Here is an 11,830-nt window from a genome sequence, read left to right on the forward strand (position 1 = left end):
GTAATGACGAATGATCTTCATCAGCCACTCACTGACGAACAAGTGGCGTTCTTTCAAAAAGAGGGCTATCTAGGGCCGTTTCCAGCCTACTCCCAGAGCGAGATCGAAGACATCTGGCGACGCGCGCGGCTGAAGACGTTCGATCACTCCCAGTCGGTGTTCGGTAAAGCCGAATCCACCAAGGATCCGATCTCCAGCTACGACCGCCACCTGGACATCGATGAGCTCGCAGATCATGTTTGCCATCCCGCCATCATCTCGAAGCTGCAACAACTGCTCGGGCGTGATGTGGCCTGTTGGCGCTCCGAGTTCTTCCCCAAGTACCCAGGCGATGAAGGGACTGACTGGCACCAGGGCGACACGTTCGCCGGCCTCAACGGGGGCAAGGACGCATTGCGCTGGCCCGAAGAGTCGTTGCAAGGGGGAACGGTCACGGTCTGGACGGCGCTCTCGGACGTAACGCTGGACATGGGGCCGATGGGCATCATCCCCGGCACTCAGCACGCGCGGTTCTACGACGAATCAAAGGCGGCCGCCTACTCCCAGGACAAGCACGGGCTGGTCAAGAATGGCGTGGCGCGCGGCTTCTATGGCTATGACTATCGCGATTTGCAGGTAGACCCGGACTGGGCGCCAGATGAATCGAAGGCCATCTACTTCACCATGAAGAAGGGTGAATTCATCATTTTCTGGTCCACCCTCCTCCATGGTTCGCTTCCTCATCTGGGAGAGACGACCACGCCGCGCCTGGGCTACGTTTCGCGCTACGTGCCCACCTCCGTGAGGGTCTACCCGGATGCAGACACCCTGACCGAGTTCGGCCGAACGGTGAGCCTTGAACAATACGGCACCGTCATCGTTGGCGGGGAAGACGCATTCGGACACAACCGCGTGCGCTCGCAAACCACTCGTGGCAAGGCGTTTAACCGAATTCCGTAACGCTCTGGCCCCCGAATCGATTGCGCGCCCTCCCGTCAGTTAAAGGAAGATCATCAATGGCTAACAGCATTCCCTCCGGGGGCAACGCATTTGCGTTGCCCTTCGCCGGCTCTCGTCATCAATTCATCAGTGCCACGTGTACGCCTGACACATTCAGCGACTGCCTGTTGCAATCATTGCCGCCATCCAGCAACGCACAGGCACCACTTGGCGTGCTGCGTCTTGTCGTGGCAGTGAGCAACCAGAAACAGATCGGCACCGTTCTGGAGCAACTGAAGGATTTCCAGGCACTGCTTTCACGGGCTGAGGTAGTCGTTCAGCCGCCTTTCTCGGGGCAAATTCAAATCAGTGCCTGGCTGGTAGACACAGCTGCCATTGCCGATGCACCAGCCGTGATCGGCTCGCCCGCGGCGTTACAATGGCTGTTCTCGGCCAGCAACGCGCATGCGCTCGACGATACGCAAGTTTCCCCGGCATTCAGCCGACAATTCTACGACGGCCTGGAATCCGCTCATGCCCAGGGGCACATGCCGGATGACCTGCTCCGCACCTGGATCTACATTGGCGGCATCACTCAAGGTCCTCACGATGAAACCCGCTATCAACGGGTCAATGCGGCCCGACAGGATGCTTTCCGAGAAGTCTCGATCGGTATGGGGGCACTGTGCTCGCCATTTCCGGCAAGTACCGGGATAGGTACGCACGGCTCTTCACTCACGCTCGGGATGCTCTCGTGCAAGATTCGCTCGGGCATGCGAGTGGTCGCACTGGAGAACCGACGCCAGACGAGCGCGTTCCAGTACCCTAAAGAGGAGAGCCTGATCGCGCCCTTGTTCTCCCGGGCGGTAGCAATCCTCGGCGACGCACAGGCGATGGTGTTCGTGTCTGGAACGGCCAGTATCATCGGTGCAAAGAGCGTCCATGTCGGGAATATCGAGCAGCAAACCAGACAGACACTTGAAAACATAAACAACTTGCTCAGCGCCAGGCTGCTCTCGGATTACGACTGCTATCCCGCGACATCAGGGCTTGAAAGCATTGTCAGCTACACGGTGTACATCAAACGCCGCGAAGACATCACGGTGGTGCGCGCGGTATGCGCAGCGCTTCTCCCGGAACGAGCGGTGGCGACGTTCGTCCAAGCCGATGTCTGCCGAACCGAGTTGCTGGTGGAAATCGAAGCTGTTGCCGTTATGCCGGAGTAAGCATCATGCCGATCACTGACAGCGCTCAATTCGACGAAAAACCCTTTCCCTCCCACTGGCATCTGCCGGAGGACTTGACGGGCCGCATCTTCATCGGTGGCCTCTGGGAAAATCGAGAGTGCTACTACCTCATCGACTTTGCCCAAAAGTCGATCAAGAGCTGCGCCGTACAGGTCGATAGCTATGTTTCGGCATTGTCCGGATACATAGAAAAGCACCTCGCCCCGGACCAGTACCCTTACGCCTGTGGCTCCAGCAAGGCTGTCGCCTATTGTTTCGTACAACCGCATGAAGCACTCGAACTGAGTGACGGCCGCGTTGTAGTTGGCATGCACAACTGTAGCTATGCGCGAGAAATCGATTTTTCCCAGCACCACGTCGGCCATGTATCGGAACACAATGATTTCATACCGCGCATGATGTCCGCACAAAACTCACTTGATCGCGACACAGGCGAATACCTGTACACGATGACGGATATGCAGCAGCGCTTGCGGGCCTATGGCACGGGGCCGCAGGAGTTGGATAGCGAGCTGTACGCGCTGGATACAGGCTGGAAAAGCCCACGCAAGCTGGCTTCGCTGCGTACCCTTGAAGCACTGCACGAAGTCAAGCAGAGCCCGGACCCACGTTATCTGGTACTGACTGAATTCTGCCTGGCCGCCAATGTCCGTCCGCCTTCTCCAGAAGGGGACCCTTTTGCCAACCCAGCGCAGTGGCGGGCCTATCAGGCGGGAGGCCTGCAGGCTAACCGAATCTACCTAGTGGACAAGTCGACCGGGCAGTCCTGCGCACAGATCGTTCCTGCGGGCACTCCCGGGCATATCGAGTTCTCACGCAGCGACCCTGCGCGGTTCTACCTGTCCTGTCACAACCTATCCAAAGCCCACGGCAAATTGATATTGCACGGTGAGGCGACGTTGCAAGCAGGCACTGTTCGGGAGGGCGTGCTCAGCCTGGGAGACCACTATCAACCTGAGGCGTTGTATCGCCTGACATCCCATAAGTTGTTCAGTTATCAGGGCGAACACTACATCGTGCTCAGCGCCTACCCCAACCGGTTCCACATCGTCAGGGAGTCTTCGCTGCAGTGCATCAGGGACGAGCAACTCTTCGCACATGAGTCCATCGCGACTCAGGGGCTGCACTTCTGCACCCTGTTGGGTCACATGCCTCTCTGGATAGAGACTTCCGATAACGGCCGCTACGTGTTGCTGGTATCCAATGAACTCATCTACGTCTACGACATGCAGCATCGCAGCCTGCGCCATGTGCGCGGTTACAGCCATCACGGGGGGTTCTCAGGCACTGCACACCTGACCAACTTCAACGATGAGCACTATTGACCCTTCGAGCGAGCGCGACCATGCAAGCGACTGTCTTCAACACTTTCTTTCGCGAGACCAGTCTGGCCCCGGACAGCGATGACTTTTTCAAGTGGGTCCGCACGCTGAAGTCCTCCACAGCGGGACAACCACTGCTGGACTTCGGCGTGGCAGATGCCTTCATCCCCCCGGCCGACGAACTGTCCCAGGCGCTGAGCTCACTGGCCACGCGGCGTGAGCTGCATGGCTATGTCTATCATCATTCGGCGTACGAGGCCGCCTGCCTGCGCCATGCCACCCAAGGCATGGACGCGCCGCCTGCACTGGCTGTTCTACCCACCAGCGGCGCCAAGTCGGCGCTCAACCTGTTATGCCTGGCCCTGATAGATACAGGGGATGTCATTCTCGCCACGACGCCGGCCTACCCGATCTTTTCTACCATTGCCCGGCGCATGGGTGCGACCGTGGTACATCTGCCATTGCTGGAGGAAAACGATTTCCTTCCGGATCTGCATCAGTTATCACCCGAGGTCCTCGCCCGTGCCAAGTTGCTGATCGTCAACTACCCCAACAACCCGACGGGCAAAGTGGCTTCTCAACAGGAATGCGATCGGCTGCTGGCAATCTGCAGGGACCACGACATTCTGCTGATCAACGATGCCGCCTATTCTGATCTGCTACCGGCCGAGCGCCCCCGTGGACGGTTCCTCTACTCCGAGGGCGCCTCGAGCCATTGCATTGAAGTGCACTCGTTTTCCAAGTCATTGCAGATTCCCGGCTGGCGCCTTGGCTTTATCCTTGCCGCACCCGCAATCATCGAAGCGCTTGGCAAGCTCAGCCTGCTGCATGAAAGTGGGCAGCCGCGTATTTTACTCGATGCCGTGACCTGCATTCTCGACGACCGGGGCTTCGCCGAACGCCTTTGCCAGTGCATAGCTCAGCGACGTGCGGTAATGGTCGATATTCTCCAGGCACATGGCCTGGAGGTGTTAAACGCTGACGGCGCATTCTTTGTTTACGTGCGATGTCCTGCGGCTGTGAGCAACGGCAGGACATTCGCCACTGCCAGGGACTTTTCGCAATACCTGGCCACTGAGCTGGGTATCCTGACGATCCCCTATCAGGTGGCCGGGCGTCATCAGGTACGCTTTTCCGTGGCGTTCTGCGGCGAAGCCGAAACCGTGTTCAACCGTTTGCGTCAGCAACTGTCCAACGTACAGTTCAGCCTTGCCGAGAGGGTATCGGCATGACTGTCTCTCTTCACAATGTCGACAGTGTACTCGGCGAGCAGCAGTTTCCCTATTTCGAGGTGGAGGACTTCGAGCGCAAGCGACGCGAATATGGCCTTCCTGATGCACCGCAGCTGATGGGTTGGCACCGACTCGGCCGGACGCAGGGTGATGCCTTCCAGCTGGCCGAGCACTTGATCAGGCGGATATTGACCAACTCGGGGTCAGCACAATGTATTGATCACCTGATGGTTTGCAGCAGTCGATTCTCCATGAGTTTCCTGCAAGGCAACGACCGCCTCGACACCCTGATGCATAACTGCGGCCTCGGGTCCGTGCCGGTCACGGGGCTGACGCTCAGTGGCTGCAACAGCCTGTTCAACGGACTGCACCTGGCCGATGCCTTGATAGGCTCAGGCAAGTGCAAAAACGTACTGCTGGTCACCGCCGACACGTCCGTCAGTGAGGCGCATCGTTTCGATCGCAACTGCATGTTCAGCGATGCGGCAGGCGGGATGATCCTGAGCAGCGGCGAAAGCTCATCGCTAACCCTGGTCGATACCGCCTGCAGCTTCGGCAGAGCATCCGACCCAGGCGCATTCTTCCGCGGCGATCTCGCGTCCCTGGACACTCAGGTCACGCGCTTGCTCGGCCGCTATGGGCTGCAGCGATCAGACATCGCCAAAGTCGTACTGCCCAACTTCTACCTGCCGGTTGTCAACATGCTGATGAACCGCCTCGGCCTTTCAGCCCCGCAACGGTTCGCGGGCGCTGCGACGCAAATGGCTCACTGCTTCGCCAGCGATTACCTGATGGCGCTCGCCGAGCTTTCGCAGCGGCAAATAGCGGCCGATGAGCACTACCTTCTGATCGGCTATGCGGATCTTCATCAGGGAATCAGTCTCGTACGCCACACAGCAAGGAGCGCAGCATGAACCAGGCATTACTGACGATCACGGGAGGGCCTGCCTACCCCGTGCACTTCTCGCTGGTCGAATACATCGAGCGTATCATCCATCGCTACCCATCGAATGCAGCGGCATTCGACGAGGACCAGCGCTTGACCTACAGCGAACTAAGGATCGAACTGCTCACACTGCACGCTCGGCTGCATGAACTCGGCGTGCGCAGCGGGGATGTGGTTGCGGTGAATGCGACAGTGCAACTGCGCTATCCCGTCGTTGTCCTGGGGTTACTGCTCGCTGGCCTGGTCTACTTGCCAATCGCCGCAGCTCTGCCGCCTGAGCGCAAGCGGGCGATCTGCGAACAGGCCCGGCCGGCCCTCATGATCACGGACGAGCAAAAGCCTGATGACGCAATACCAACCTGTACGCTCTCGTCTCTGTTTTCGGGCAAGCCCGTCGGTGCTGCCTTCGACCTGTTCCCGGAGCCTTCACCCGAAGCGACTGCCTACCTGATCTTCACCTCAGGCTCGACCGGCGTGCCCAAGGGCGTGAGCATTACCCGCAAAGGCTTTTTCAACCGATTGCAGTGGGCGCAAGACTATTACGCGCTCGGCAGCGAAGATGTCACGGCCCTGAAAACCCAGGCCTCGTTCGACCCCTCGATCCAGGAGGCCGTGCTGCCTTTTTTTTCCGCCGGCGCCGTGTTCGTGCCTGACCACAACCGAGTCAACTTTCCCAATTACCTGTCGGCCTGCATCGCCGAGCACGGTGTCACCATGCTCATCATGGTACCCAGCCACCTGCAGCATCTTCTCGCCAGCCCGGCAATCAATGCCTGCCAGCACCTCAGGCATATCGTTTGCTGCGGAGAACCTTGGGGAGTTGAGTTGATCAGTGCGCTTCATCAGCGCTTGCCGAACTGCCGTATCTACAACGGTTATGGACCGACCGAGGCCACCATTGGCACCTTGGTCTTCAATCCGCCACGCGGTTACGCCAGCGATGTCATCCCCATAGGCAAACCCATTGCAGGAACACATGTGTGCATCGTCGACGAAGACCTGCAACCCGTCCCGACGGGGGAAGCAGGCGAGCTGATCATCGGCGGTATATGTGTGGGGGATGGTTATCTGAACAATGCGCCGCTGACCGAGCAGCGCTTTCGCAGGTTGCAGGTCGAGGGTGCCGGCGAGGTGAGATTCTATCTCAGCGGTGACGTGGCGCGTGCCCTGCCGACCGGCGATATCGTGTTCCTCGGACGCAGAGATAACCAGGTGAAGATCAATGGCGTTCGCATCGAGCTCGAAGAAATCGAACTCGCCTTGCGCAACTGCCCAGGGGTGCGCGATGCCATCGTGGTCAAGCGCAAGGGTAAGGTGAGTGATGAGCTGCACGCGTTCCTGATCGCTCATATGCCCTTGGACATCCAGGCAATTACAACGTCATGTGCCAGACGGATCGGTCAGGCGACAACTCCCTCGCGTTTCTCTCAGGTCGAAGCGTTTCCGTTGAATCAGAGCGGTAAGGTTGACCGCCGGGCCTTGGTGGCAACATTGATGAATCAGAGGAGCCTGCCGTGAGCACCAGCCTGATTAGCCGTGCCGAACTTACCGAGCTGTTGAGCAGGTTGTTTCCTGATCTGCCCGCCCCTTTGGACCCAGAAGCCACGCTTCACGCGCAGGGAATCAACTCGATGGGGATAATTGTATTGATTACACATCTTCAGAATGAGTTCGGCATCGTCTTCGACCCGGCCAACTTTGCCAATCTTCACGCACTCACACTGGCCTCGCTCCAGCCACTGTGCGCCGATCGCCGGCAGGCGAGGCCAACGTCCACAGGAGCTTGATGCAGCCCATGTCCATTCTTTCGTGGTCACGGCCACACTCGCCCTTGCACTCGCTCCTGCTGGGTTCCCTGCTGCACGATGCAAGCAAGGGAATAGCCAGCCCGCTGATGGTTCTTCTGCTGACCACCCGCTTTGGCCTGAACAGCTGGCAGACAGGGGCGCTGCTGGGCATTTCAATGCTGCTGGCAACGCTGATGTCATTGCCGGCAGGGCTGCTATTCGACCGTTTCGCGCGATTGCACCTTGCCACTATCACATTGTTGCTCATGACGCTGGCTGTAGGCCTGCTGCCCTTTGCCCAGATCATTCTGCTCGTCAGCCTGCTACTGGTGTTCATGGAGTTCGCCGCCGCACTCTTCGGCATTGGTCTTAAAGCGCTGCTGGCCGATTTCGTGAGCGTGAAGCAACGCGTCTCGGCGTTCTCCTACCGCTACATCCTGACCAACGTGGCATTCGCGATCGGCCCTGTGCTCGGGGTCCGGTTGGCGGAAGTCTCACTTACCCTGGCGCTTTTGGTGGCAGCGGGTGCCTGCGGGGCAGCGATGGTGGTGATGATGTGCCTGGGCGCAAGTCAGGGCCAACCTCGCACCTCGCTGAAGACAGGGGCGCCCTCATTGGCGGACGCCCTGAAAGTCTTGGGCAACGATCGAAATCTGGTTCTCTATACCTTGGGGTCATTCTTTAACACCGTCGTTCACGGTCGCTTCACGTTCTTCCTGTCCCTGTGGTTGCTGTATCAGTACCCTGCCAACCAAGGTATGGAGATGCTGTCCTGGTTGTTGCTGACCAACGCCATCACGGTCATTGCCTTGCAACGCCTCGTCAGCCGTTACATCACGCTCGAAACTTTGAACAGTCGGGTCATGATGGGCGCCCTGTTGTTTTCTATCGGATTGCTCGGTTTTTCGGTTTCCGAGCAACTTACTGCCTGGTGTCTGTCCATGCTAGTTTTCACCCTTGGCGAGCTGCTGATTCAGCCAGCGGAGTATCTCTACATTGACTCGATCAGCCCGCCGCCCCTCAAAGGCAGTTATTTCGCCGCACACAATCTGGCGAGCTTGGGGGCGGCAGTCAGCCCGGCGTGGTGTGGATTCATACTATCGCTCGCGGGCCCCCAGGGTTTGTGCTTCTCACTGATCGCCTGCGTGCTGGCGGGTAGCAGCCTTTGTGCCATGCGCCCTCGACTGACCCCGGGCAACTTTGCGCGGGGAGATCTTTAATGCTTCAGTACGCGCATTGGTCGTCAATGTCTCACCCTCACTTCTCTGATCATTCTGGTGCCTTAGCTAATGCAGTTTTATAAATACCATGCGGCTGGAAATGACTACCTTGTATACCGGGACTGCGTACCGTTTGATTGCTCCAAACCGATGATTTCACGTATTTGCGACCGACACCGCGGGTTGGGCAGCGACGGCATACTGGTGCCGGTGATCAAAGAAGGTGAACGGTTGTCGGTACGGATCTACAACACAGACGGTTCCCAGGCAGAGAAAAGTGGTAATGGCCTGCGTATTCTCTGCCGCTACTTGTGGGATCAGAATATCGTGGCCGGTTCACCCTTTGAAATATCGACCAAAGGGGGGATCGTCACCTGCCAGGTACTCGACAACGGGCAGCGGATTTCGATCGCCATGGGCCAGGCTGCTTTTGCCAATACTGCGGCGTTCACCGTTGACGTGGACGGCACACCTTTGCAGTTGCATCCGGTTTCGATGGGCAACCCCCATTGCGTGGTGTTCGTGGATCAACCGACTGAAACGCTGGCACGACAGTTGGGACCGCTCATCGAGCGATTGTCGATCTTCCCCGACCGCACAAATGTTCAGTTCGTGCGGGTAATCGATCGTCAGACGCTCGAGGTGCAGATCTGGGAACGGGGGGTCGGCTACACCCTTTCCTCCGGCACCAGCAGTTGCGCTGCTGCGGCAGTCTCGCGTCGACTTGGACTGGTAGGTCCTCGGGTAGCGGTCAACATGGCCGGCGGCGTCATCATGATCGAACTGGACGACGACTATCACGTGTTGATGCAAGGGCCGGTATGCAGGGTCGGCCTCTACTCGCTGGACAGTGAATGCTTGGCTCAGGCGGACTGAGTACCGGTCATGAAGGCGGGGAGCGAACTGTACTGAATGACGTCTGGATCTGAGGCGACATCGTAAATAGTGGCTAGCCTCATCAGAGCGTGAAGCGGACAGCTATCCGAGAAGGTGGCCGTTTCACGCCTCATGATCTGCAAGCGCAGCCCCCACCGGGTTGGCATAGTCCAGGAAGCAGGCGTAACTCTGTTCGTAGCCGGCTATCGGACGATGAGGCCGGAACAGGCTAAAGTGCCTTGATCAATGCCCGTTTTGGGTCGGTTAGCGACGGTCTGCCCTCGACCGTCGCTTTAGATGGTCAGACCTCCGTCTGCTCTGCCATCTCCAAGGCATCGTCGACCTCAATCCCCAGATATCTGACGGTGCTTTCAAGCTTCGTATGGCCAAGCAAGAGTTGGACTGCCCTCAGATTCTTGGTTCTACGATAGATCAATGAGGCCTTCGTTCGCCGCAGCGTGTGGGTGCCGTACAGCGCTGGATCAAGGCCAACGGCTGTCACCCAGGCTTTCACTATTCGCGCGTATTGCCTGGTGGAGAGATGATCTGAACCGTGTAGCCGACTCGGAAACAGACAGTCCTCGCTACGGAGGTGAGCCTGATGCATCCAGGCTTCCAAAGCCATACGGGTTTGCTCGGTGATCTCAAATTGCACTGGATGTTGAGTTTTCTGCTGCATCACAATCGCTCGCGATGACACGTGCTCCCCATGAGCAACGTCGCGTACGCGAAGCTTGATTAAGTCGCAGGCTCGCAGCTTGCTGTCGATTGCCAAGTTGAACAACGCCAGATCCCGAGATTTCTCCGCGATCTGGAGCCTTACCCGGATGGCCCAGATATCTCTGAGTCGGAGCGGGGCTTTCTGCCCGACTAGCTTTCCCTTGTTCCATGGGCGATGGGTGTAGATAGCACCGGTTTTCATGGGTTGTCCTCCGCGTTAGGGGAGAACAAGGGTGAACTCGATCCGGTGGACGGTCGCCAACCGACCCATTGCGGACGTTCGCCATAAGATCGTCTGCGCCTATGAGATCGAGCGCCGCCCGCGCGGCGCATCGCGAGCTGCGCTCGCTCCTACGTCTATTTCGGGCCAATTATTCCTGTGAGGTTTGCGCGCGAAGGCTTTGGCGCATGACGCGATGTTGCGTCGCACCAACAAGACGATCGCGCGCGATTGGCACAGGTGTTACTGGCCCGAAACAAACGTAGGAGCGAGCGCAGCTCGCGATGCGCCGCGCGGGCGGCGCTCGATCTCATAGGCGCAGACGATCTTATGGCGAACGTCCGCAATGGGTCGATAGCAGTCAGAGGTGACTGTCTGCTCTCGACCCATAGCGGTCAGCCAATCTGATTGCGAAAGCTGAACGGTATGTACCACGGCGCAGCGGAGTCGACTCAAAACGGCCATTGGTGTACGGCGAGGGAAATGGTCAGAGCTGGCGTTTCACGTCCCCACGTTTTAGGCTACCGCCGGGCTCGAGGGAGCCCGTAACCACGCTAAACGCAATGACCGAAGGATCAAAATATGGATATCAAATTGGCTCGACTGGCTGCAGCCATGGGATTGGCCATTATTCTGGCAGCTTGCTCGGAGGAAAAAGTGCCCGAGCCGACAGCAGGCAACTGTGCTCCGGAGATGTACGAAAAGAATCTGGCGAGCTTATCGAAAGAGTCGAACCGTAACGAGTTCATCGCAAACTGCAAGAGTTTCCTCGCCGCGAAGAAAATGACCGATTGGGAATTCAAGAAAAGCCCAGAAGACAATTTCTGAGAATCTAGCCTGACAAGCCACCTCGGCAAACAAGGAGCCTGCGGGCTCCTTATCCTTCGGGTCGCGCTCAGCGTACCTTTTGCCCAGAACCGCCGTTCTCGGATGGCTCCAGATCATCGCACTTATCGATTAGATCTTCCGTCTTTTTGCCATCTGGTAGCTTCTCCCAGTACTCAGGAGTGCAGTGCGTTTCTGACACTGAATAATCAGCCTCACCGACCGCCATGGCGAAACCTGAAGCAAGCGCAGCGGTGAGAAAAATTACAGATTTGGTTGTCATAGGTTCATTCCTTTGAGATAGCCGGCTGTTATAGCAAAACTCCCTCGGTTCACAAAAGCGTCTGTCCGTTACCTTGGGGGTCTGCTATGGGTCGATAGCGGCCACTCCGATCGTGTCCCGGGAAGTGGTGTAACTGAACCAGCCGAAGGCGCCCTGCAGGCGAAAGAGGATGGTCATCGTGGTTCTTGGCTAACGTTGAGTTTGCGAAGACCAAACACTCACCAGAGAAACCAC

12 protein-coding genes are annotated in these 11,830 nt (G+C 57.9%); 10 read left to right on the plus strand and 2 right to left on the minus strand.

Annotation, left to right across the window (positions count from 1 at the left end; genetic code table 11):
* Nucleotides 1-3: 3 nt before the first annotated feature.
* From DMX11_RS23725 to dapF, 9 genes are all read left to right on the plus strand, one after another.
* The gene (locus DMX11_RS23725; protein WP_110747547.1) at nt 4-939 is read left to right on the plus strand and encodes a chlorinating enzyme; all 936 of its coding nucleotides are present in this window, start codon (nt 4-6) and stop codon (nt 937-939) included.
* Between the two features lie 56 nt (nt 940-995).
* Nucleotides 996-2,144 (plus strand): Rid family hydrolase, encoded by a 1,149-nt coding sequence (locus tag DMX11_RS23730; RefSeq protein ID WP_110747552.1) that lies wholly within the window; start codon nt 996-998, stop codon nt 2,142-2,144.
* Nucleotides 2,145-2,149: 5 nt separating this feature from the next.
* On the plus strand, nt 2,150-3,490 hold the full coding sequence (locus tag DMX11_RS23735; protein ID WP_110747557.1) for a hypothetical protein: 1,341 nt from the start codon (nt 2,150-2,152) through the stop codon (nt 3,488-3,490).
* A 20-nt stretch (nt 3,491-3,510) separates the two neighbouring features.
* Nucleotides 3,511-4,719, plus strand: a complete 1,209-nt coding sequence (locus DMX11_RS23740; RefSeq protein WP_110747560.1) for an aminotransferase class I/II-fold pyridoxal phosphate-dependent enzyme — start codon at nt 3,511-3,513, stop codon at nt 4,717-4,719.
* Nucleotides 4,716-5,633 carry a hypothetical protein gene (locus tag DMX11_RS23745; RefSeq protein WP_110747565.1) on the plus strand — a complete coding sequence of 306 codons (918 nt, stop codon included), beginning with the start codon at nt 4,716-4,718 and terminating at the stop codon, nt 5,631-5,633. Before DMX11_RS23740 ends, DMX11_RS23745 begins: the two co-directional genes overlap by 4 nt.
* Nucleotides 5,630-7,183, plus strand: a complete 1,554-nt coding sequence (locus DMX11_RS23750) for an amino acid adenylation domain-containing protein (RefSeq protein WP_110747568.1) — start codon at nt 5,630-5,632, stop codon at nt 7,181-7,183. Before DMX11_RS23745 ends, DMX11_RS23750 begins: the two co-directional genes overlap by 4 nt.
* The gene (locus DMX11_RS23755; RefSeq protein WP_049586574.1) at nt 7,180-7,452 is read left to right on the plus strand and encodes an acyl carrier protein; all 273 of its coding nucleotides are present in this window, start codon (nt 7,180-7,182) and stop codon (nt 7,450-7,452) included. Before DMX11_RS23750 ends, DMX11_RS23755 begins: the two co-directional genes overlap by 4 nt.
* 8 nt (nt 7,453-7,460) lie before the next feature.
* Nucleotides 7,461-8,672 (plus strand): MFS transporter, encoded by a 1,212-nt coding sequence (locus DMX11_RS23760; protein WP_158286185.1) that lies wholly within the window; start codon nt 7,461-7,463, stop codon nt 8,670-8,672.
* Nucleotides 8,673-8,741: 69 nt separating this feature from the next.
* Nucleotides 8,742-9,548 (plus strand): diaminopimelate epimerase, encoded by an 807-nt coding sequence (gene dapF, locus DMX11_RS23765; RefSeq protein ID WP_010954620.1) that lies wholly within the window; start codon nt 8,742-8,744, stop codon nt 9,546-9,548.
* A 301-nt stretch (nt 9,549-9,849) separates the two neighbouring features.
* On the opposite strand, the gene DMX11_RS23770 is transcribed toward dapF, so the two are convergent.
* Nucleotides 9,850-10,470: a tyrosine-type recombinase/integrase gene (locus DMX11_RS23770; protein WP_110747571.1), complete on the minus strand. Its 621-nt coding sequence runs from the start codon at nt 10,468-10,470 to the stop codon at nt 9,850-9,852.
* A gap of 600 nt (nt 10,471-11,070) precedes the next feature.
* On the opposite strand from DMX11_RS23770, the gene trbK reads away from it, so the two are divergent.
* Nucleotides 11,071-11,316 carry an entry exclusion lipoprotein TrbK gene (gene trbK, locus DMX11_RS23775; RefSeq protein ID WP_110747575.1) on the plus strand — a complete coding sequence of 82 codons (246 nt, stop codon included), beginning with the start codon at nt 11,071-11,073 and terminating at the stop codon, nt 11,314-11,316.
* Between the two features lie 67 nt (nt 11,317-11,383).
* Here trbK and DMX11_RS23780 read toward each other — a convergent pair whose 3' ends face one another.
* Nucleotides 11,384-11,596: a hypothetical protein gene (locus tag DMX11_RS23780; protein WP_110747578.1), complete on the minus strand. Its 213-nt coding sequence runs from the start codon at nt 11,594-11,596 to the stop codon at nt 11,384-11,386.
* Nucleotides 11,597-11,830 lie beyond the last annotated feature (234 nt).

This window comes from Pseudomonas sp. LB-090624 (assembly GCF_003205205.1).
In the GTDB taxonomy this organism is placed as follows: Bacteria; Pseudomonadota; Gammaproteobacteria; order Pseudomonadales; family Pseudomonadaceae; genus Aquipseudomonas.